General features: G+C 41.8%; 18 protein-coding genes. 8 read left to right on the top strand and 10 right to left on the bottom strand.

Going from position 1 to position 23,818, the window contains the following annotated elements:
• Window positions 1–306 precede the first annotated feature (306 nt).
• The 3 genes from modB (at window position 307) to DC077_RS05165 (ending at window position 2,739) form a co-directional block, all read left to right on the top strand.
• Entirely contained in the window at window positions 307–999 is a 693-nt protein-coding gene (gene modB, locus DC077_RS05175; RefSeq protein ID WP_109200632.1) for a molybdate ABC transporter permease subunit, read from the top strand.
• A 94-nt stretch (window positions 1,000–1,093) separates the two neighbouring features.
• A complete protein-coding gene (locus DC077_RS05170) occupies window positions 1,094–1,768 on the top strand; it encodes a molybdenum ABC transporter ATP-binding protein (protein ID WP_109217863.1) in 675 nt (224 codons plus the stop codon).
• Between the two features lie 440 nt (window positions 1,769–2,208).
• Window positions 2,209–2,739 (top strand): hypothetical protein, encoded by a 531-nt coding sequence (locus DC077_RS05165; RefSeq protein WP_109217862.1) that lies wholly within the window; start codon window positions 2,209–2,211, stop codon window positions 2,737–2,739.
• A 79-nt stretch (window positions 2,740–2,818) separates the two neighbouring features.
• Here the strand turns inward: DC077_RS05165 and DC077_RS05160 are convergent, their stop codons facing one another.
• The 7 genes from DC077_RS05160 to arcC form a co-directional block, all read right to left on the bottom strand.
• A complete protein-coding gene (locus DC077_RS05160; RefSeq protein ID WP_109217861.1) occupies window positions 2,819–3,322 on the bottom strand; it encodes a hypothetical protein in 504 nt (167 codons plus the stop codon).
• A complete protein-coding gene (locus DC077_RS05155; RefSeq protein WP_109217860.1) occupies window positions 3,306–4,709 on the bottom strand; it encodes an MATE family efflux transporter in 1,404 nt (467 codons plus the stop codon). The genes DC077_RS05160 and DC077_RS05155 overlap by 17 nt, the downstream gene beginning before the upstream one ends.
• Before the next feature lie 180 nt (window positions 4,710–4,889).
• Window positions 4,890–7,127: an exodeoxyribonuclease V subunit alpha gene (gene recD, locus DC077_RS05150; RefSeq protein WP_109217859.1), complete on the bottom strand. Its 2,238-nt coding sequence runs from the start codon at window positions 7,125–7,127 to the stop codon at window positions 4,890–4,892.
• Complete coding sequence (gene recB, locus DC077_RS05145; RefSeq protein ID WP_109217858.1) at window positions 7,128–11,075, bottom strand: exodeoxyribonuclease V subunit beta; 3,948 nt, start codon at window positions 11,073–11,075, stop codon at window positions 7,128–7,130. It abuts the gene before it with no gap.
• Between the two features lie 395 nt (window positions 11,076–11,470).
• Window positions 11,471–12,016, bottom strand: a complete 546-nt coding sequence (locus DC077_RS05140) for a Smr/MutS family protein (RefSeq protein ID WP_109217857.1) — start codon at window positions 12,014–12,016, stop codon at window positions 11,471–11,473.
• Between the two features lie 42 nt (window positions 12,017–12,058).
• Window positions 12,059–12,661, bottom strand: coding sequence for a tellurite resistance methyltransferase TehB (gene tehB / locus DC077_RS05135; RefSeq protein WP_109217856.1), 603 nt, complete (start codon window positions 12,659–12,661; stop codon window positions 12,059–12,061).
• A 286-nt stretch (window positions 12,662–12,947) separates the two neighbouring features.
• On the bottom strand, window positions 12,948–13,874 hold the full coding sequence (gene arcC / locus DC077_RS05130; RefSeq protein ID WP_109217855.1) for a carbamate kinase: 927 nt from the start codon (window positions 13,872–13,874) through the stop codon (window positions 12,948–12,950).
• Between the two features lie 538 nt (window positions 13,875–14,412).
• Here arcC and mscL point away from each other — a divergent pair.
• The 3 genes from mscL to DC077_RS05115 all read left to right on the top strand — a co-directional run bounded on the left by mscL (window position 14,413) and on the right by DC077_RS05115 (window position 16,525).
• Complete coding sequence (gene mscL / locus DC077_RS05125) at window positions 14,413–14,847, top strand: large-conductance mechanosensitive channel protein MscL (RefSeq protein WP_109217866.1); 435 nt, start codon at window positions 14,413–14,415, stop codon at window positions 14,845–14,847.
• A 277-nt stretch (window positions 14,848–15,124) separates the two neighbouring features.
• Window positions 15,125–16,063 (top strand): 2-hydroxyacid dehydrogenase, encoded by a 939-nt coding sequence (locus DC077_RS05120; RefSeq protein ID WP_109217854.1) that lies wholly within the window; start codon window positions 15,125–15,127, stop codon window positions 16,061–16,063.
• Window positions 16,064–16,267: 204 nt separating this feature from the next.
• Entirely contained in the window at window positions 16,268–16,525 is a 258-nt protein-coding gene (locus tag DC077_RS05115; RefSeq protein WP_109217853.1) for a hypothetical protein, read from the top strand.
• A 260-nt stretch (window positions 16,526–16,785) separates the two neighbouring features.
• On the opposite strand, the gene rlmB is transcribed toward DC077_RS05115, so the two are convergent.
• Window positions 16,786–17,523, bottom strand: coding sequence for a 23S rRNA (guanosine(2251)-2'-O)-methyltransferase RlmB (rlmB, locus tag DC077_RS05110; protein ID WP_109217852.1), 738 nt, complete (start codon window positions 17,521–17,523; stop codon window positions 16,786–16,788).
• Window positions 17,524–18,322: 799 nt separating this feature from the next.
• On the opposite strand from rlmB, the gene DC077_RS05105 reads away from it, so the two are divergent.
• Window positions 18,323–19,651 carry a cytochrome ubiquinol oxidase subunit I gene (locus DC077_RS05105; RefSeq protein WP_109217851.1) on the top strand — a complete coding sequence of 443 codons (1,329 nt, stop codon included), beginning with the start codon at window positions 18,323–18,325 and terminating at the stop codon, window positions 19,649–19,651.
• Window positions 19,652–19,653: 2 nt separating this feature from the next.
• On the top strand, window positions 19,654–20,670 hold the full coding sequence (locus DC077_RS05100; protein WP_109217850.1) for a cytochrome d ubiquinol oxidase subunit II: 1,017 nt from the start codon (window positions 19,654–19,656) through the stop codon (window positions 20,668–20,670).
• 567 nt (window positions 20,671–21,237) lie between these two features.
• Here DC077_RS05100 and fbaA read toward each other — a convergent pair.
• Entirely contained in the window at window positions 21,238–22,323 is a 1,086-nt protein-coding gene (gene fbaA / locus DC077_RS05095) for a class II fructose-bisphosphate aldolase (RefSeq protein ID WP_109217849.1), read from the bottom strand.
• 217 nt (window positions 22,324–22,540) lie between these two features.
• Entirely contained in the window at window positions 22,541–23,749 is a 1,209-nt protein-coding gene (locus DC077_RS05090; RefSeq protein ID WP_109217848.1) for an aminotransferase class I/II-fold pyridoxal phosphate-dependent enzyme, read from the bottom strand.
• Window positions 23,750–23,818: the final 69 nt, after the last annotated feature.

Raw genomic sequence — 23,818 nt, 5'->3', positions numbered from 1 at the left:
CATCTTTAACTTTAGAGGCAATAAGCGATTAGTTACAAATTTAATAATCGAAAGGGGATGAACAATAAAAGATACCAAGCTGTTAGAATCTCTCTTTAAAATCACTTCTAATTGCTGGTAGAGCCTACATATTCACATAAGTCCCCCTTAACTTATGTGAATATGTTTTTTTATATCATTTTTTTTACCGTTTTTTTATATTGTTCTGTTATCTCTCAATTTTTAGTTTTACCATAAAACTACCATCATGAAATTGACTTATTGCGTTAAGACTCATCGCGTTAATCTAAGTAGAGGGTTCTATTAATGTTTCTATCCGAGTATGAATGGTCGATCATTCTCTTAAGTCTTAAAATTGGTGGGGTTGCCATTGCGGCAAGCTTACCTGTCGGCATCCTCTTTGCCTGGATTCTTGCCCGAAAAAATTTCAAAGGCAAAAGTATCCTAGATAGTTTTATCAATCTCCCCCTTGTTCTCCCCCCCGTTGTAATCGGCTATCTTCTCTTAATCACTATGGGAAAAAATGGGTATGTGGGAAAGTGGATCGATCAAGTATTTGGGATCTCTTTTAGCTTCAACTGGAAAGGGGCTGCGCTCGCCTCTGCTGTAGTTTCATTTCCGCTCTTAGTACAGGCGATTCGCATTAGCTTTGAATCGATTGATCGAAACTTAGAGTTTGCAGCTCGTAGCCTCGGGGCATCACGATTGAAGATGTTTTTTACGGTGACACTCCCCCTTTCAATGCCGGGTATTATTGCCGGCGTCGTTCTAGCTTTTGCCCGATCTTTAGGGGAATTTGGTGCAACAATTACCTTTGTGTCCAATATTCCAGGTGAAACAAGAACGCTTCCTCTTGCAATGTATACATTGATTCAAACGCCCAATCAGGAAGCAGAAACGATGCGACTCTGTATTATCGCCATCGGTATCTCCTTTGTTGCTTTAATTCTTTCTGAAGCCCTTCAGCGAGCGCATAAAAAACGATTAGGCTTAGCGTAACTTATCACTTAACGCTGCTAATAGGTTAATGTCTAGTGCCCTCTAATTTGCAACAATATTTAAACCTGATCAGTCGAACAAGAGTAACCATCTTATGATTAAAATCGATATTACCCATCCTTTTCAAGATTTCACTTTTAAAGCGGACTTAACACTTCCCCCAAAAGGAATTACCTCAATCTTTGGCCCTTCCGGATCGGGAAAAACGACGCTACTTAACTTTATCTCCGGCAAGATGACACCACAAAAAGGGCTCATCGAGATCAATGATAAAATTATCTTAGATACTGATAAAAAGATCTCTCTTCCTATTCATAAACGGGGAATTGGCTATGTCTTTCAAGATCCAACGCTCTTTCCCCACTACTCGGTAGAAAAAAATCTCCACTATGGGATGAAGCAGCAAAATGAGATACTTTTTGAAGATATTGTGACACTTCTTGGAATTAAACCTCTTCTTAAAAAACGAATCGCTTATCTCTCAGGTGGGGAGAAGCAGCGAATCTCAATCGGGCGGGCACTGCTGAGCTCACCGAACATTCTTCTGATGGATGAACCCTTATCGGCACTTGATCAAGCACGAAAAGAGGAGATTTTAAGTTATCTGATTGAAATCCCCGATCGCTTCAATATCCCTATTCTCTATGTAACACATAATGTTAAAGAGGCACTCTTCCTCTCCTCGGCCTTTATTGCCGTTGATAAAGGTACCATGCGCTTAAAACCCATTGCAGAGATTGAGAGTTTCTATGAGAAAGAGCAATCTTAATCCCTTCCGATATTCATAATAGTCAAAGTAAATAGGTACAATGAGAATAGCTGCAATGCTATTGAAATAAACTATTGAGATAAGCTATTGGGATAATAATAGTGATATCAAAAGCGAAGATAGAAGCGGTAACATTGCGATCAAAGGTACAATCGACTACACTGAACGAACTGAAACTAAGCTTATAGAGTATATGATATATCGATCGAAGGGATCTATCGAGATAAAGATCTAATATAGATTCTTTATCTCTATGGCTAATACCTATGACTAATATCTATGGCTCATATCGATAACTAATATCGATCACTCAGATCAATGACGATACTCAGCGAGTATACTCAGTGACGATATCGATGGTTATATCGGCGACTTCATTAATAAAATCGATAAAAACTATAAAAAACAGACTAGGACATAATTTAAACAAGGATCTCTCTATGATGGCATCGTTAACGCGCTCGATAACTCGATCAACCTTACAGATAACTCTTTTAATGCTGCTTGGAATGCTTTCGTTTTTTTCGATTACTGAAGCAAAGAGCAAAATAAAAGAGCGTCCTGCAGATCGAATTGCCAATGCCTATCTTCTCTACTGTCAACAAGAGGAGATCGCCAATGATGAGTATTGCCACTGTGTTGCTGATGTCTATCGCAATAATCTCCCCAATATTCCTCTTGATAAAAAAGAGGAGGATTTCCTCATTGTCGCGTTAAGTGGAAAACTCTCTTACGCTAATATTGAAGAATCTGATTTTCCCTTTATTGAAACCTTAATGACAAAGATTGATGATCCCCGCTTTGAAGAGGGATTTGCCCATTGTGCGGCTTATAATGAAGAGCTCTTTATCGAAGAGATTGAGATGATCGAGCCTGATGACACGCCGATGAGTGAAGAGCAGATCCGAGCAATTGAGGAGATTGAAGCAATTGAAATGGAAGAGATGGATGATGAGGAGATCTATCAGTAACATCTAGATCTCGTCATTAGAGAAGCTCAGGGATGATTAGAGAAGATCACCCCTGCTGCTGATCATTACTCTCTGATCACTACTCTTTTCCCTCACTCTTTCCATAATCCTTTTTGCCACTCTCTATATCATCCTCTCCAGCACCCTTTCCATTACCCTCTTCTCCCCACGCATCCCAATCATCCCACGCTTTCCATTGATCATCCCCCTGCTTATTGGATTGAGTCTCGGATGGATCATCTAAAAAAGGGGTATCATCAAATGAATCTTTAGGAGGGAGCGGCGTAGGGTTTTCAGCCTCATAACGCCGTAACCGGCGCATATCAAGATAGGGTAAAATAAAGAGCCAGAAGATCATAAAGAGAACGCCTAAACTCCAATGAATCCAGAAACAGATAATAAGTAAGACAAGATTCCCTAATCCTGAAAAAATCATTCTTGAGTAACTCATCTTCTGAAAGTCTCGATTTAAGATCCTTCGCCCACTTGCTTTGGAAGTGCCCTCTTTAGAATGACTAACTTTAGAGTCGATTTCTTGAGAGTATTGATCTCTCTTTTCGCTCTCATTATCTCTTGTTTTCATCCATCTCTCCTCTTAATCTCATCTTTTTAAACTCGCGCAATTGCAACCATAAGAGTAAGGCTGCTAAAAATGCCGAGAGAAAATCAGCCACCGGAATTGCCGCCCAAACACCATCAATCGCAGAGACTCCCCAGCTCGGCAGTAAATTTGGCAAAATAAAGAGTGCCGGGATCAGAAAGATAATCTGACGACTGAGGCTCAAGAAGATCGAATGCCCTACCATCCCGATACTCTGAAAGAAGATTGTCACCACCATCTGAAAACCCACAAGCGGAAAGAGCAAAGTAACGATCCGAATTGAACTCATCGTAACCTGCGCAAGCTCTTCAGAGGGATTAAAAGGTCGTACCACCAATGCAGGGAAGAATACCCCTATCACAGCGGCAATTAGACCGATGCAGATGCCTACTTTAATGGTATAGAGCAATGCTTCTCTTAGGCGATCAAATGCACCAGCACCGTAACTATACCCTACTATCGGCTGCATTCCTTGCGTCAATCCCAATAATACTAAGACAACTAGCATCAGTGTAATATTAGCAATTGTATAAGCGGCAACGCCTAATGAACCCCCGTAGATCTTAACCTGCCGAATAATAATAAAGATAATCGCAGCAGAGACAACATTCATAATAAAAGGAGACATCCCGATACTTAAGACAGCCTTTGTAATCGACCAGTTATATCGAATTTTCGCAAGCCGAAACCGTAAAAGTGTCGAGTGACTCATAAAGTGAGCCATAACAAAGATGGTTCCGACAACCATCGACAACACAATTGAAATTGCCGCACCTTTAATTCCCCATTTTAAAACATAGATAAAAAGGGGCGCTAGAACAAGATTAACAACAAGCGTGAGAAGCATCGTATACATCGCCTTTCGAGGATGACCCGATGCCCGCATCATATTATTAAAACTAAAGCAGAGGTTAGAGAAGATCGCCCCCGGCAAAAAATAGCGTAGAAAATCATGGGTGTATTGGTAGGTAAACTCATCCGCCCCTAAAAGATAGACCAAATGATCTAAGAAGAGATACATTCCATAAGAGACCGTTAAGGTTATTGTTAAGGTAAGAAGAAGCGATGTTCCTACGACCGATTCGGCGCGATCATAATCCTCATTTCCAAGGTAGATCGAGATGCGACTTCCCGCTCCCGCCCCGACTAACATTCCAAAGGCAGCGATCATTGTCATAACGGGTAAGGCTATGCCCATAGCACTCAATGCATGATCATCAAGATACTCTGCATTCCCGACAAAATATCGAGTGATGATATTGTAAAGTGCAGCAACACTACTTCCGATAATGGCGGGCAGTGAGTATTTCCACAACAATTTTTTAATGGGAGCTTCTCTTAGCTCCTGTAATTGATCTATTTTTGCCATATGATCCTTATTGTTATTATTCCTATTATTGTTCTTGTTTCTCTTATTATTCGACTATCACCACTCTACTTCCCTGTTACTTTTCTATTTCTTTCCTGTAACCATCTTCAGTAACAACTTTAGCTACGATCTCATTTTCCCCGATCTCTCATTTAGAGTCTTTGTCGCAAGCTTTCACTTCTATGAGTACTCTTTTGCGGTAACTTCTGTCGTCAATAGCTTCTGACTTAGTCTATCATGAATCGCACTATAACGATCGACTCGCCCCATTAATGCTGCCTTTAATGCTTCATCCGTTGCAAAAAGATGAACTGAAGAACGCGCCCGAGTAACCCCCGTATAGAAAAGCTCTTTAGTTAAAAAGCTAGAAGCATCACTCCCTAAAAAGAGCATTACCTTCTGAAACTCACTCCCCTGCGATTTATGGATTGTCATCGCAAATGCTGGTTCAAATTTAGGTAAGGCATGAATGGAGAAGACTCTCGCTGAATCGACCCCTTCAAAATAGGCTCGAAGATTTCCCTCCTCATTTTCTAAAATAAGGCCAATATCTCCATTAAAGAGCTGATGATCGATACTATTGTGAGTGATCATAATCGGTAATCCATGGAAGAATTCCCGTAAATAGAGTTTTGGAAAGAGCGTTTTCCGTATCAATTCATTCAGGGCAATCGCCCCATATTCTCCCGTTCTTCTTGCACTTAAAATCCCCAACTGATTGAAGCACTTAAAGGCTTTCTCGGCAAATGTAATCCCGCGCCCCGTCGGAAGAAGCGCCAAATAATCATGATAAGCCTCTTTAAAATAGTGTAGCAGTTGTGTCGTTGAGAAGGGGAGCTGACTCCAAAAAAGGGATCCCTCCTCCTTTTGGAGATCAGCCGGCGTTGAGACCTTTTTAAAGAGCTTATCAACCGCTCGATATTGCTCCGCTATAGCACTCTGCCCTTCATTATTGATCTCTCTCGCCAATGCCCCTAAAGCTGAATCATCACTAAAACGATAACTCTTCTTTAAAAAACTGAGATAATTAAAAGCGGCCTGATTAGGTATCACGGGAATAGCCTCTAACGATTCACTCATCAGACGCTGTAACTGTTGATAATGCTCTTGAGAATAATTCTCTCTTGCGCAGAGCTCATGCATAATGGCCCCTGCCTCTACCGAGGCTAACTGATCCTTATCCCCTAAGAAGATCACTCGTCCCTTCTCCGGCAGTGCCTCAATCAATTGCACCATCATCTGTTGATCGATCATTGATGCCTCATCTACCACCAAAAGATCGAAACTTAAAGGATTGAAGCGATCAAAGTGAGGCTTTCGTGTTAAGGGATCGATTCGAAGAAGACGATGAATTGTCTGCCCGCTATACGGGATCAGCGCTAACTGTTGTCGTACAGCCTGCTCCTCAACTTCAGGCAGCGTTGCAATATCATGCTGTAAAGTGCGGATTTGCCCCAAAATCGACTCCGATAATCGAGCAGCCGCCTTTCCTGTCGGAGCGGTTAAAAGAATTGTAAACGGTTGCTTTCGCGCCTTTAACTGGCGCTGCCGCAAATGAAGATCCACCAAAATTTGAGCAATCTTAAAGACTGTCGTTGTCTTTCCCGTTCCCGGCCCCCCGGAGATAACAGAAAGAGGATTGAGAAGAACATTCGCCGCTGCAAATTTCTGCCAATTGAGCGACTTATCCACACCAAAATAGTCATCGAGTCGCTCTTTTAAGAAGCTAACCTCCTCATCTAGAAGCGAGATAGAGCGTTGTTGCGCAAAAAAGTCGATAATCACATTCTCCTGCGCATAATTGCGATCAAGATAGAGTGTCTGCTCTACCCGAACTAAGGGAAGTTGAATCGATTGCAAAACCTCCTGCCAAAAATTAGCCAACCTAGCGCCCTCATTCGACTCGCTCGACTTATTCGACTCATTCCATCTATTTAACCGATTGGATTCATTCAATTCATCTTGCGATTTTCGCCCCGAATCGCTCCCTAAGAGCAATGCAATAAAACCAGAGATAATACTCAACCGTGCGGGATCTTCCACCTCAGAAAACCACTGCTTAGGATTCTCTAAGTAAGCGATCGGTAATGCTGTATGCCCATAACCGTAAGCCCGGCTCAAAAGTAGTAGGATAAAGGTGTAACCGAGCCAATGACGAGGAGATTCAATCTGACAATTTTGTGCAATAAATTCAGCAAAATAGAGATCGATATAACTCAAGTAACGACGCTCTACCCATTTCTGTAATAGCGATTTTAGCAAGCGTTGCAAAGTACGACGCTCCGCCCTATTTAAATGTTTTTTTTGTAGAAGCGCCTCTAACGCCTCAACCTCCGGGAAGAGCTGCTGAAAATAGATGGGAAGAGAGACACTTACGCTCGGTACCTCTTCCCGCTCATTTCTCTTTTCGATCTTCATCTACTGATCCTCCTCATCCATTTCCGCCTCATCCATCCATTGATCTTGCTCCATCTCTTCTACGCTCTCTTCACTGAAGGAGTCCTCAGCTCGATCTAATCCCAATAATTTCATCAATGACTCAATCAAAGCATAATCAGGCTTAATATAGTAGATACCACTTGCACCCTCCGGCACCATTCCTCGTAGATAGAGATAGTAGACACCCCCAAAATCACGCTCATAATCGAAATCAGGACGCTGATTTTGTAGAAATTTAACTGCCGCCACTGTATAGAGTAGATATTGTAGATCGTAGTAAGCGTGATCGATAGAGCGCTGCATCGTATCTTGATTATAATCTTCCGGCAGTGGCCCAAGATAGTTGCTCTTATAGTCAGCAACATAAAACTTTCCATCGACCTCAAAAAAGAGATCGATAAATCCTCGGAGAAAACCACTTAATCTCTCAAAATCTAACGCACTCTCCACTTCTCGCCGCTGCTGCTGATTGAGAAGATGATTGAAAGAGTGAGCATCGATTCGCTGATTAATGGGGAAGATAAACTCCAACTCCCGAACCTTGCGATCTCCCTCCAAAATCATCGCTAAATTTTGAGACAAAGAGAGATCTGCATTAAAGATAGAGGTCAGCCAGAGCTGAAGCTCCTCCACTAATATCGGAAGATCAGCTACGGAGACAAGATGGATAAAATTCTCCTCGACTAGACGCGTCAAAAGTTGCCGATCTTCCAATTGTGTGGGCTGATAACGCTCTAATAGATCATGGATGAAGTTACCGGTAATCGCACCTTTAGGAAAATGGGAGAATCGCTCTAAAACGATCGGCTCATCTGCCATCTCCCATGACGATACTGTGGAAGATGGCGCAAGATCGAGATCACTACCTCTATCACTACCTCTATCACTATCCCTATCACTCTGAATATCGATCTCAACTTCATCATCTAATAACTGAGGAATCGGCGTGCTACTTTTGGCATTGTAAGAGAGATTAGAGAAGCTAGTGAAACGCCATAAGGGGGCTAAATGTCGCTTAAATTGTGCCGGCTCTCGAGGTGAAAGTTGCTCATTAATAAGATTGAGTCGAATCGATTGGGGCGCTTTTAGATCCTCTTCAGAAAAAGGTCGATGTGCAATTGCAGCCTCAAAAAAGCGAGATAGATCCTCATCACGACCACCAATCCCCATCAAGTAAGAGAGTGCATTATCTTGATACGCTTTTTTATCCAACACACGAGTAAAACCAACATAAGTATGAAACTTTGCCCGTGTCAGAGCAACGTAGAGTAAGCGGATATCTTCTGCTAAATTCTCTTTTAGAAAATAGGCTTCAATCTCCGGCGTACTCTCTTCAGGATAGATATAGCGCCGATTTTTAGCCTCATCAATATAGATTCCCCCCTTTTCAGTACGCCCTTTAAAGAGAGCGAAAGGCAGAAATACAATCGGAAACTCTAATCCCTTCGACTTATGGATCGTCATGATCTGTAATGTCTTAAAGTCACTCTCAAGCCGAATCTTCTCTTGCTGCTTTCCTCCCACATTAAAGATCTTGTCATGCAACCAGAGAAGTAATGCCTCACCATTGCTAAATGACTCACGCTGAAGAATCTCGGCGAGGTGAAAAAGATCACTCGCATATCGCTCACCATTTTCGAGCTTTAATAATTTTGCAAGACGATTCTCCCTGACCATAAAGGTTCGAATCATCGCTAAAATCCCCTGCTTCTCCCAAATTTCACGCAGTTGATACCGCTCCGTTAAGAGGTTTTCAAAGGCATCGGGATCACTCATCAAGGCTTCATACTCCGCAACTGAAAGACCATAGAGCAGAGATCCGATCGATTGCATCACCTTTTTTCGATCATGCATAAAGAGTAGGCTATAGAGAAAGAGGTAGAGATCAAGCGCAATACTATTGCCGGCATCGAAGATGGAACTCTTCTCCGATAGATAGACCGCATTCACTCCAACTTTTCGGAGAGCATTCCGAATAATATCCGCCTCATAACCAGAGCGCACTAAGATGGTAATATCCTCAGGGGAGATCGCGCGAACACCATCTTCACTTTTTAGCACCCCTTCTGTTAAAAGCGTTGCGATCTCCTGTGCAGTTGCTGCGGCCATCTGTTCTTGAAAATCGCTATTGTTAAGGGTCAAAGCCTTTGTACTTTTAAGGCTCTTAGGACTCTTAAAACTCTTAACGCTATTAGCATCCTTTGCTTCATCCTCCTTCTCTTCGGCATCTCTCTCCCCTTCTACAGGGGTCGGCTGATATTCCAAAAAGGTGATACCCGAGGCGGGTTGATTCGGCAGGAGAAGTTGAGTCTCCGCCGCGGATGCAGGTGTCTTAATCTCGATAAAGGGAATATTTTTCTCAATAAAAGGGGGATTAATTGCCGCTCTTAAACCAAAAAGACGATTAACGGCAGCAACCTGCAGCTCACCAGAGCGATAGTTAGTATTGAGCGTATAGATCTCTGTAATATGCGCCTTAATCCCTAAGTAGGAGTGAATATCAGCCCCACGAAAACGGTAGATCGATTGCTTTGGATCACCAATCATCACAAAAGGTATCTCCGGATAATCGAAGAAGAGCCGGCTAAAAATCGCAAGTTGCTGATGATCCGTATCCTGGAACTCATCAATTAAAACAGCGCGATAACGAAGGTGCAGTGCTTCCAAAAAACCTTCTGTTGCCGTTAAACTCTTCTGATCGAGCTGTGAGAGTAGATCATCAAATCCTAAGATATGTGCTTCTTGCTTCATCTGTTGCAAAACTTCAGAGACTCGATATCCCGCATAGTGGCAGCAGATGATAGGAATCGTATGGAGTGACTCTAAATCGGTAAAGAGCTGATAGAGCCTCTCCGGCATTTGGCGCAGATCGCCATTTTTCATCAAACGGCTCTCCATATGGCTAAGAGAGAACTTATCTTGATCGGGAAAAGGAAGGATGGAATCGCTCTCCACCCAATGCATCAAAGAGGCATGATATTTTCTTATCAGATCGGAGCGGTAAGATTGCTTCTTTAAGCCGACAAGATCTATCAGATGGATAAAATCATCGAGGCTAAAATCACTGCGAATCACCGCTTTCATCGCTTCAACTTCTATTTGCAACTGATCTAACAGTTGCTGTAGACAATCGATCTGCCCCCATCCTTTCTGTTGCCAGAGATCGCTTCTAATAAGTGAAGGATCCCGAAGGAGTGGGGAGATTTTATCGAGAAGATTAAGTCCTCTTCGTTGAAAGAAGCGGTTATCTCGCACCTCATGTGCTAGTGGTACACCGAAAATTGTTTGTACGGTCTTTGCCGCCGTTAAAGAGAGGGGATAACACTCTTCTCGCCAAAAATGGTAAACCGCCTCTCGATAATAATCTGAGAGATCCTCTACCAATTCGAAGTTAAAAGGTTGCCCTAGATCGAGAGCGTTCTCTTTTAGAAGTCGTTGACAAAATGCATGAATTGTAAAAATCGCTGCCTGATCGATCGCGCCTTCCGCTTCAATCAGAAGGTTAAGCGCCGCATGATAACGTGGAGCTTGAGGGGAATCTTCCGCAAATATTGCCTCACTCTCCTGAGCTAAGGAGAGCGGCTGAGGGGCCGCTAGATAAGCTTCAACAAGCGCTAAAAGTGCCGAATCAGCTACCGTTTCTCCCAACATATGTTGTAAAAATGTACGTTTTAACTCAACAATTCGACTATAGATACGCTCTTTAAGCTCTGCAGTTGCGGCATTAGTAAAGGTCACTATCAAGATTTCAGGAAGCTTTTTAGGCGTCTTATCCTCATTTAAGCCGAGCAACAATCGCAATACTAAGAGTGTAATCGTGTAGGTTTTTCCCGTGCCTGCAGAGGCTTCTATCATCATATTTCCGGTGATAGGAACCGTTTGAGGATCTAAAATGGGATAAGGAGAAATAGAAGATTGATCATGCATAGCAATAGAACTCTTGACTCACATTAAATAGCCATTCGATAACCGCTCAATAGTGTTCAATAATTATTAACAATCTGTTAATTCAATATTTAAGCAATAATATTTAAGTAATATTTAAGCTGAATCATCAACAAGAATCATCAACAAGAATCATCAACAAGAATCATCAACAATATTAAACAGCGGCTAAACTAAATTAGATTTATAAATTAGATTTATTTATAGATCAGTTTGATCTTAAACTCGATCTCAAACTGGATCTTAAATTTGATGTTAAACTTGATATTAAATTTAATATTAAAACTGATATTAAAACTGATCTATTGTCGATAAAATCAGAGAGCCCCATAGTAACATGAAGTCAGCTCACTGCTGTAGATTGAAAGCGTAAAACATCACTCATCGAAACAGTATTGATTGCGTAATAGACAGAGTGTCGCCCCTCTTCCCCCCATCCTTTGAGGAGGATTCGCAAATGCTAAGATATCGAGTTGCAATCGAAGCCAACGATCGATCAATCCTCGAATAATCGGATCGCCCTTAGAGCCATAGCCCTGCCCATGAATAATCTTGACACAAAAGAGATTCTGTTTTAAGGCAGAATAGAGGAAATATTGAAGCTCATCACGCGCTTCTGACGCGGTTAAACCATGAAGATCGATAACAGCATCAGGAGCGAATTTTCCTTGAATCAGCTGTCGTAATAACTTAGGAGCAACGCCTTCTCGTCGAAATCGCATCTCTGAGGTTGGATCACTATTGATCCAAGTGGGATCATCACTCATAAGATCTACCATCTCAGGATCCTCTCGTAACGCCTTACGAATCTTCACCTTCAATTGTGGTCGTGGCAATTTTAAGACATTCTCTTGATTTTTAATCTTAACAACATTGCCAACACTCCCACGAAAAAGGGCTCTATCTTCCTCACTAATCTTCACAGCTCCCCTCTCTTCTCTCCATCTTATTCAACCCGCTACTTATTAGGCCGGCTTTCTTGCCAACATCGTTGCAAATTGTAATTTAAGGCGATTACCATCAGCATCACGACGATGGAGTTCTCCCACCTCTTCATTGTAATGAATCAGCTCCCACCCTTCATAGTAGCGGCGAAGCTCTCCCTCGGCGAAGGTAAATGGAAATCCATCAAAAGGGTAAACCTCTGTCGACATCGCCGAAACAATAAGATTGTATCCACCATGAGCAGTGTGTTGCTGCATCTGTGTAATAAGATTGGGGATCGCCTCCCTTTGCAAGAACATCATCACCACCGTAGAGATCATCAGATCATATTCCCCGGTGATCTCGATCTTATTAAGATCTCTCGCTTCCACCGTAATATTTGTAATCCCCTCTTTCTCAATAATGTCACGGATCGTCTGCAACATTCTAGGATTGAGATCGTAAGCGGTGACATCAAATCCCTGCTCAGCTAAATAGAGGGAGTTTCGCCCCTGCCCACATCCAAGATCGAGCAGGCGTCCCGGCGCTACTTGATACTCTTCAATCAGCGCCACAACATCTGTATGGGGGAGTGTTAAACCATATTGTTGATGAAAATAATCGGTCGGACGTTTGCTATTCATACTCTTCCTCTACACTTAACCTATCTCTGATTCGGATCTAATATGGATCTGAGATTCTCTCTCAAACTACCTCAAATAATAAAAGGGCAGAATAGTTCTGCCCACAAAGTCGCCCCATAAGTTGCCATCGCACATTTGAGTAATCTCACTGAAATAATCTTATGGGAATGATCTGATTGAAATGATCTCATTCATGAAGCCACTTTATTCGCTATTATGATACCTGATCATGAGAAAAAGAGCGGGAAGAAGTCTAAAAAGAGAACGTTAACAACCTCAAAATCGTCTATTCATAACGAATCCAGGTTCCTGTCTCTCCTTTAAAACCCTCTTTTGCTCGCTCTAAAGAGGTGATCAAAGCGCGTTTATCTCTATTTTGTTCCACAAAGCTCATCGCCGCACGAATCTTCGGCAACATCGATCCCGGCGCAAACTCGCCAGATTCAATAAATTTGGCTGCTTCGGCATAATTCATCTCGGAGATCTCCTCTTGATTTTCCTTACCAAAGTTGATCGCCACCTTCTCCACTGCAGTCAAAATCACTAAAAGATCGGCATTAATCTGGTCGGCTAATTTTGCTGAGGCAAAATCCTTATCGATCACCGCTAATTTACCAACAGTAACTCCCTCTTCTACCGCAACAGGAATTCCACCACCGCCGACAGTAATCACCAATTCACCGGCATTGATAAGGTTTTCAATAGTCTTAATCTGCACAATTTTTTGAGGTAGTGGAGAGGCCACAACAATTCGATATCCTCTTCCCGCATCTTCCATAACAGGGTAACCGGCAGCTTCTAACTTCTCCGCTTCCTCTCTGCTATAGAAGGAACCGATCGGTTTACGCGGATTTGCAAAAGCAGGATCATCACTATCTACTAATACTTCCGTCACAATGGTCACAACCTCTTTATCGATCTGCCGGCGCTGCAATTCATCTCGTAAAAATCGTTGTAGATGATAGCCGATATATCCCTGGCTCATCGCCCCACATTCTGTAATAGGAACACCCTCTTTACCAAGATTCTTTTCCGCAACATCCATTGCCAGCTTGATCATTCCTACCTGGGGCCCATTACCATGGGCTAAAACAACATCATGTCCTTCTGCAATCAGATCGACAATAGGCACCACCGTCGACTTTAAGATCTTCTCCTGTTCACTGACACTATTTCCGAGCGCATTGCCCCCCAAAGCTACTACGATTTTCATCCAAACCTCCTTATTTATAACCCTACTAATTTATCCTATTGCCTCTTTAACGCCAATTTAAATATTAGATAGAGGTTGAGGTGACATGAAAAAGATCAAGCCTTTTCAGGCTTAAAGTTAAAAGAGCTTAAAATTAAAAGAGATTAAATGGAAGTAGAGAAAATTAAAATAGTAATAGTCTATTCCAACAAAATAATCTAAAATAGTGCGCCGCTAAAATATTGACATATTTATATAATATTTTATAAAACCATATAAAAATCATATAAATATTACTTGCATCATTACTTTCAACATTGCTTACATCGTCTTACACCTAAATAAGCTGTAGGCTATCGGCAATAATCTATTGGATATAATCTTATAAGATATAATCTAGAAGCAATGAATATAGTCATCAAAATATAGTCATAAACTTTTCGCTGATAGAGGCTGTAACGTTGATTGATGGCAAAGTCAGTCTATAGCGGTTTATAAAGGTCTCCTCCTTTCACCTAAATATTGAAATATTGACAAAAGATAGAGTAAAAGTATGAAAATTAAGTTTCTTCAAGAATTTAAAGAATTCGCTATGCGTGGCAATGTAATCGACCTAGCTGTTGGGGTCATTATTGGAGCTGCATTTAATAAGATCGTCTCTTCCCTCGTTTCCGACATCATTATGCCACCGCTAGGGTTACTTCTTGGGGGCGTCGACTTTAAAGATTTTGCCCTAACACTTAAAGATGCCGTAGGAGATGAACCTGCCGTTATCCTCAACTATGGAATGTTTATTCAAAATATCTTCGATTTTATTATCGTGGCATTCTCTATCTTCTTAGCTATTCGTGTGATGAATAAGTTACGCGCAAAACAGGATGAAGCAATTGCTGAAGCGGTTGAAGAAGCAGTAGAAGATCCTAAGCCGACTCAAGAAGAGGTTCTCCTTGCTGAGATCCGCGATCTCCTTAAAGAGGGGCAGAAAAAGTCTTAATCATCGATTATCGATCGACTTTACTCTTTGAGTAAAAAATAACGGACTAAAAAATTAATCGATAGAGAGTATAAGTAATCCTTCTACTCTCTTTTTTCTTCCCCTCTTTTGATCTCCCGCTTGATATGCTATCCCTATTAGCTAACAAGCGAATCACTGATAGAATCATTGATAACTAATAATTGATTAGTTGATTTGTTGATTAAGTTAATAATTGATAATTGATAATTGATAATTGATAGTTGATAAAAACAAAAATAACAGAAAGGGGGCAATCATGACACATCTACTCTATCTAACAGAAAATGATCGAGGCCTTGAGCGTTGGCGTACGGAGATCGCTAAAATCGATCCTAACATCACACTCCACAGCTTAAATGATCCTTACGATCCAGATACCATCGAAGTTGTTCTTGCATGGAAACCTCCTGCTGGCATCTTCCCAAAACTGACGCGCCTAAAATTAATTCAATCGCTAGGTATGGGAGTTGATCATCTCTTTAAAACAAAAGATCGACCGCCAACAATGCCGATTGCGCGAATTATCGATGCTGATATGGCAAATCAGATGAGTGAATACTCCCTCTATGGCGCTTTAACGGCCTTTCGTAACTTTCATCATTATCGCGCCGCAAAAGCTCGCGCCGAATGGGCGCCAGAACCTAGAAACTTCCATGATGAGTTTGCCATCGGTATTTTAGGATATGGGGAACTAGGGCGAACAACCGCAGAAAGATTGAGACAAAATGGCTTCCCCAATATTCGTATCTGGTCACGCACCCCGAAAGCGATCCCCTCTCTAAAGTGCTATGCCGGCAAAGAGGAGCTTCTCTCTTTTGCGAAAAATCTAGATCTTTTGATCTGCCTCTTACCGTTAACCGCAGAGACCGAGTCGATCCTCAACAGCAGACTCTTCGATCAACTCAACCCCAATGCTTATCTCATTAATGCCGCTCGCGGAGAACACCTCAATCACGCAGATCTTATTGCCGCTATTGAATCGAAACAGATATCGGGGGCTCTGCTTGATGTCTTTGCCGAAGAGCCTCTCCCTAAAACAGATCCTTTCTGGACAATTCCTGAAATTGAGATCACGCCTCATGTTGCTGCATCGACAAATCCTCGAACGGCAGCAGCGCAAGTGGTGGAGAATATTCGCCGTGTTGAAGCTGGTAAAAAGGCTTTAAATCTAGTTGACCTCAAACGTACTTACTAGTACTTGGCAGTTGCTAGTAGTTACTAGTAGTTGCTCCTAGTTTAAGAGGATTTTGACTTTAAGTAGTAAAAAAGGCACTCAAAAAGTGAGAGTGCAAATATGTTATGATCATGATTGTGAATCTCGATCATTGATCATCTTCTATTGATCTTTTATGATGGATCACCCCATTTCTCTTGTATCATCCATTGAGGTTATCTAACAATGCTTGCACTCAACAAATTTATGTTCTATGCCGGAATGATTATTAGCGTCATCGGCACCGTTGTCGGCTTACCCTTACTGATTCTTGGTCAGAAAACCATTGGCATCTATCTTGTAACGATCTGTGTCCCGGTGGGATTTTTGATGTGGTTTGCAGGTTTTGTCGCTTATACATTTTTACGCCCCAACTCTCTTAGAGAGAAAGATGATCGTGCTCATGATGCTGCACAGCGTTATCAGCGCCAAGTACCAGACTAAAATGGCAATCATCTGACCCCAACCTAATACCTAATAAATATAAAATTAACCCAGACCACCCCAGAAACTGGGACAGAAATAGAAAAATAGAAGTAGAAGTAGAAGTAGAAACAGGAGCAGAAAAAAAGAGGCTGAATAGATCAGCCTCTTTCTCTTTATCTCTTTCTCTTTATCACTTTCTCGTTATCTCTTTCTGTTTTTCATCTTCACATCTTGCTACAAAAACGAGATGCTATCACGACTAAGCTATCACTGCTCATTTAGAGCTGATGACGTTGACGATAAGCCTCAGCTAATGTCACGCCAGCCGCTACAGAGACATTGAGACTCTCAATCTCTCCTTCCATAGGAATCTTGACGATAAAGTCACAATTTTTCTCCGTTAATCGGCGCATTCCCGAGCCCTCAGAGCCCATCACAATTGCATGAGGTCCTCTAAAATCAGCAGAGAAAATGGTACTTTCACCACCACCTGCTAATCCTGAAATCCAGATACCTCTCGCCTTTAACTTCTCTAAAACACGCGCAAGATTAGTCACCTCAATAAAAGGGACACGCTCCGAGCTACCACTAGAGACTTTACGCACTACCGGCGTTAATGAGCAGGCATTATCTTTAGGCACAATCAGCGCATCAACCCCAAACGCCTCGGCACTGCGAAGGCAAGCCCCTACATTATGTGGATCTTGCACCTCATCTAAAATAAGCAGAAATGGTGGGTGATCGAGCTGATCTAAAAGCTGATAGAGGAAGTTTTCACTCTCAGGGGGACGCACAGCGATTCTTGCAATAACGCCTTGATGACGACTCTCTCGCACCAACTCTTCTAACCGTTCACTAGGAAGATGCTCCGGTTTGATTTTAAGCCCTTCTAACAAGGCGATCATCCCTTGCATGCGTTTATCCTTCCGGGAAGGATCAATCGCAACTTTAATAACTCGATCTTCTCTGATTGCTGCTTCCACTGCATGAAAGCCATAAATCCACTCTTCAGCCATCTCTTTTCACTTATCTTCTGTTGAATAAAATTGTTCTCAATTATCGCACGTTTTCACCACTATTGCATGAACCTTTAGTGAGATAATGGAAGCAAGCAAAGAGCTCTTTCACTAGTTATCATTCTTACTATTTCTCTAATCTTCCCTGCTCTTTCTCATCTCTTTCCCATCTCTTTTCCAACTTCTGCCCATCTCTTTAAGAACTCTTTAAGAAAAGAGTTCTTCAATACTTCATAATAAGTATCAATTATTGTAAAATGATGAACAAATGTAGAGGGCATTATGATTTCCTCTCTACAGAGGAAAGTGTAAACGCCCACGCATTGAATATTTTTGCTATTAACATAATCTTATTCACAGTAGATTATTACCATGCCAGAGCGGCTCAAACTGTTACGGCATTACTCGATAGCTGTTAAAGCGATTTCAACAGTAATCGACATGAATCATTTGATCGATCTTATGAGAAGGCTGTTTTATCGATTGCCCATTATGCATAGTAGAGATGTGGAGGCTAATAGCTTCGAATCATCTCAGCGGCAATCCCAAAAGACTTTTAAAACTTAACTCATTTTATGATCCTAGCGATTAGGAGAGTTAAGAAGCACTAGGGGAATCTTTTAAAAGTCGACATTGGAAAACTGTCACCATAAGTTTCAATTAAATGGTAAGTAGCGATTATGAAGTCGCCTTAATTGTTAAAGAGATCATTCTCTATTGCAATAGGTCGTGAGATTAAGTACGGGATGTCATGAAACTTAATCTCTTAAACTACACTCACTAACAAAAAGGGCCCCCTATGGAACTAGATCCGATAGTGTTAGCGCGAATACAATTCGCAATCAATATCTCCTTTCATATTATCTTTCCAAGTATCAATATTGCGCTTGCTTGGATACTCCTCTTCTTTAAACTACGATTTGAAAAGACCAATGATCAATCTTGGTTAGATGCATATAACTTCTGGGTGAAGATATTTGCTTTAAGCTTTGCCATTGGTGTCGTTACCGGTGTAACGATGAGTTTCCAATTTGGTACCAACTGGCCAGGATTTATGGAGCATGTCGGAAATATTGCCGGCCCTCTCTTAGGTTATGAGGTATTAACTGCATTCTTCTTAGAAGCGACCTTCTTAGGTGTCATGCTCTTTGGTCAAAAGAGAGTTTCACCCTTTATTCACAACTTAGCAACCTTCCTTGTGGCAGTGGGAACAACCTTCTCCGCATTCTGGATTATTGCACTCAACTCATGGATGCAGACCCCTGCAGGCTATGAGATGATCGATGGTATTGCGCATGTGACAAGCTGGTGGGATGCGATCTTTACACCCTCATTCCTAACACGCTTAGCACATATGCTTCTAGCATCAGGACTCACAGCAGCCTTCTTAATTGCCGGTATTTCAGCATATAAGATTGTTAAAGGAGATCCTTCTAAATCGAGCCGTCGTTCACTCAATGCCGGCGTGATTATTGCGGCAATTCTTATTCCGATTCAGATCTTTGTTGGCGACCAATCAGGACTCTTAGTATTAAAACATCAGCCTGACAAACTTGCGGCAATTGAAGCCGTTTGGGAGACTGAATCGCCGATGGCATTCAACGTTATTGCTTTCCCTAACGAAGAGACTCGTAGTAATGATTTTGCGCTGCAAATTCCCCATCTAGGTAGTATTATTTTGACCCACTCTCTTGATGGAAAAGTGTTAGGACTCAATGAGTTTAAAGAGCATCCTCCTGTTGCTATCGTCTTCTGGAGCTTTAGAATCATGGTGGGCGTTGGTCTCTTAATGTTACTCACATCATGGATTGGTGCGGTACAGTTGATGCGTCGCAAAAAAATTGGACCTAAGATGCTCAAAGTCTTTATTGGCATGACCTTCTCAGGATGGGTGGCTGTTCTCTTTGGTTGGTACACCACTGAGATCGGACGTCAACCTTGGATTGTCTATAACTTAATTAAGACAGCAGATGCAGCAGCGCCACATGGTCCTAATGTGATGATCTCATCCTTACTCATCTATTGTTTAATCTACATCTTCGTTCTTGTGAGCTATCTTGCAGTACTTTTCTATCTCACAAACAAGACTGTTAAAAACAATATCGCTGCAGAAACACAAGGAGCATAATTATGGTTATGGATGCTGCAACAATACTTCCCGTTATCTTTGCCGGTCTGATGGCCGCTGCGGTCTTCTTCTATATCATCTTCGATGGTTATGACCTCGGCGTCGGTCTGCTCTTCCCATTTATGAGAGAGCGTAGTGATCGTGACAAGATGGTAGCAACAGTAGATCCTTTCTGGGATGCAAATGAGACCTGGATTGTTCTTGGGATTGGGGTAATCTTTATCGCCTTCCCGAAAGCGTATGGAGATATCTTAGTCTCTCTCTATATCCCAACGGTGTTGATGTTAGGAGGGCTTATCCTTCGAGGTGCTGCTTTCGACTTCAGAAATACAGCCCCTAAACATCGTCAACCGATGTGGGATGCGCTCTTCTGTTTTGGTGCCTATCTTGCAACGATGTCACAAGGGATTATGATTGGCCTCTATGCAACAGGACTTGAGCATACAATGGTTAACTGGATCTTTGCGATCTGTGTTGGGGTTGCTCTCTGCTTTGGATATGCACTTTTAGGATCTGCATGGTTAATCTTTAAATCAGATGGTCATGTACGTCTCTTTGCGGCTAAAGCGATTCGTCACTCCATTCTCTTGGCATTCTTAGCGATCGTTTTAGTCTCATTAGCGATGCCTTACACAAGTGACGTGATCTTCAAAAAGTGGTTTACGATTCCAAATCTCTACTACTTAGCGCCGATCCCACTTCTTTGTGTTATCTTTGCCTTCATTATCTTTAGAAGTCTTAAATTTATTGAGCAAGATACCACCTATAAGCGTGACTGGGTTCCCTACTTCCTCTCTGTTTTAATTGTATTGTGTACCTTTATCGGTTTTGGCTATAGTATCTTCCCCGATATTATTATTGGAAAGCTCGATATTTGGGAAGCAAGTGCTGCGCCTAAATCACTAGAGTTCACCCTCTGGGGAGTAGCGATTGTTCTACCATTGATTCTTCTCTACACATTCTATGTACATAAAATCTTCGGTGGGAAAATCCTTCACGATGAGCAGACTGGCTACTAATTAAGAGAGAATAAATAGATAGACAGATCAACGTCTACAAAAGAGGAGATCAAGATGGTCTCCTCTTTTTTATCGCAAAAATAGAACAGATTCTCCTTGCATAATGTCATTTATATTCCCACTTATCCTCCTAAGTATAAGTAGATCAATCAAGACAAACATAGCTGAACCAATGCCGGAGATTACCACTGCACGCTTCCACAAATCATGCGCCGGCAGATATGATCTTCCTCGGCATCAATAATCAATAATGCTAACCTGAGGGCATGCAGAAGTGATAAGAAGAAAATAGTCGGTTCCCGCAACTCCACAAACTCTCTTACGTAATCAATAGATATCATTATTGAACTTTATTCCTCTATTGCGAGGCATTTGTGGTGTTGATCGTATTGGTGGATATTACACTATCAAAAAAGCGATATATCCAAAGACATATCGCTCTTTTATCACTTTACTATAATTTTCCGAGAGTGCTTAATAAGCTATTACGGAATCTATCATTGAATCTGTTACTGATCTCTTCTATTTCTCTTAATGAGTTGAGATCAAACTTTGATTCAATACAGATTAGTTACGATTCATCGCATTAAGATCTTCATAAGCAACTAAAACACGCTTCACAAGACTCTCTTGACCTTTGCGTAGCCATGCACGTGGATCGTAGTAAGATTTGTTAGGACCAAATGGATCTTCTGGGTTACCCAATTGGCTCTGGAGATAGCCTTCGTTCGCTTTGTAGTAGTTGAGAACGCCCTCCCATGTTGCCCACTGTGTATCTGTATCGATGTTCATTTTGATTACACCGTAGCTAATCGCTTCACGAATATCTTCTAAGCTTGAACCTGATCCACCATGGAAAACAAAGTCGAGATGTTTTGCCGGAAGATTAAATTTCTCAGAAACATACTTTTGTGAGTTATCTAAGATTTCTGGTTTTAACTCAACATTTCCTGGCTTATAAACTCCATGAACGTTACCGAAAGAGGCCGCAATAGTGAAGTGAGGGCTTACTTTGCTCAACTCTTCATAAGCATAAGCTACATGCTCTGGCTGAGTATAGAGAAGTGCGTTATCGACTGATGTATTATCAACACCATCCTCTTCACCGCCGGTAATACCCAATTCGATCTCAAGTGTCATTCCTAATTTATCGAGACGTTTGAGATACTCAACACACGTTGCAATATTATCTTCTAAGGACTCTTCTGAAAGATCGATCATATGTGAAGAGAAGAGTGGTTTACCGGTCTCTTCAAAGAACTTTTCACCCGCTTCAAGAAGTCCATCAATCCATGGAAGTAACTTTCTTGCCGCATGGTCTGTATGAAGAATCACAGGCACACCATAAGCTTCCGCCATAGTATGAACATGCTTTGCCCCTGATACCGCACCTAAAACAGCCGCTTCATGTCCGCCATATCCTGGAAGTTTCAATCCACGACCAGCGTAGAATTGCGCCCCTCCATTGGAGAACTGGATAATTACAGGAGATTGAGCTTTAGCTGCAGCTTCTAATACTCCATTAATTGATTCTGTATTTACAACATTAATCGCTGGTAATGCGAAGTTATTCTCTTTAGCAATCGCAAATACCTTGCGAACATCATCACCAAAGAGTACGCCTGGTTTCACCACATCAAGGACTTTAGCCATACTACAATTCTCCTACAAATAGTTTAAAAACAGCCTTATTCTACCCCGTATAGGCTTCTAAATCTACCTATCCACTCGCTTAATTTTCCCTAAAACTATATTTTTAAAAAGCCCCTCTCGATCCTTAAAATGGATACAAAAATGGCCCATCATCTGCGATGATAAGGCCATCTTTTAATTCTCTCATCTCTACTGCCGGATCGAGCGGCTTAAAAGACTACGATGCCACTACTAATCCATCTTTAATAAACATCTGTCGCAAGTTTTCAATCGCCTGCGCTGTTTTATCATCTTCGACAATTAAGCCGAAGCGGACATATCCTTCTCCCCCTGCACCAAAGCCGATGCCGGGAGCGACAGCCACTGAGGCCTCTTTAATTAATTTCTCTGCAAATTTCATCGATCCCATATCACGATAAGCATCAGGAATTTTTGCCCAGAGGAACATCGAAGCTTTTGGCTTTTTAACCTCCCAACCGATCGATGAGAGTCCTTCACACAGAAGATCACGACGCGCCTGATAACGCAGACGAATCTCTTCCACACAATCTTGTGGCCCTGTTAATGCTGCAACGGCTGCATGTTGAATCGGTGCAAATGAGCCATAGTCGAGATAAGATTTAATCTTGGTTAACGCAGCAATTAAAGTTGGATTCCCCACCATAAAACCTACGCGCCATCCCGCCATATTGTAGCTTTTAGAGAGTGTATAAGACTCCACTGCAATCTCTTTAGCGCCCTCTACTTGTAAAATTGAAGGAGCTTGATAACCATCAAAAGAGAGATCTGCGTAAGCTAAATCATGCACAATCCAGATTCCATGCTCTTTTGCTAACGCTACCATACGCTCAAAAAATGCCAAGTCCACACACTCTGAGGTTGGATTAGAGGGGTAGTTAAGAAAGAGCATCTTTGGCTTAACAGGACTATTGGCAATCGCCACTTGGAGATTGGCTTCAAAATCATCTTCAGGCCCAGCGGGAACATGAATCACGGTAGCGCCGGCAATAATAGGACCATAAGGATGAATTGGATAAGCAGGATCTGGCACCAAGACTACATCACCCTTATCTAACACGGCTAAGGTGAGATCTGCTAAACCCTCTTTAGAACCGATGGTATAGATCGCCTCACGATTAGGATCTAAAGTCACTTGATACTTTCGCTGATACCAATCACAGATCGCTTCTCGAACTGGGGCGATCCCTTTTGAGGCTGAATATCGATGATTGGCACCTTCTTTTGCCGCCGCCGTTAATGCATCAATAATATGCGCAGGGGTTGGCTGATCGGGATTTCCCATCCCAAAATCAATAACATCTTTTCCTGCTGCCGCTGCTTCTGCCTTTAGCTCATCAATAACACTAAAGACATAAGGCGGGAGTAGTTCAAGACGCTTGAACTCAGTAGAAGGTTGCTTTGACATGATATTCCTCATCAATAAAAACAGGTGATTATTATAATGGTGTGATAAAAACTTTCATAAAAGCTTTTA

The organism is Ignatzschineria cameli (assembly GCF_003121895.1).
Classification (GTDB): Bacteria; Pseudomonadota; Gammaproteobacteria; order Cardiobacteriales; family Wohlfahrtiimonadaceae; genus Ignatzschineria; species Ignatzschineria cameli.
This window is presented reverse-complemented; position numbering and strand designations above follow the sequence as displayed.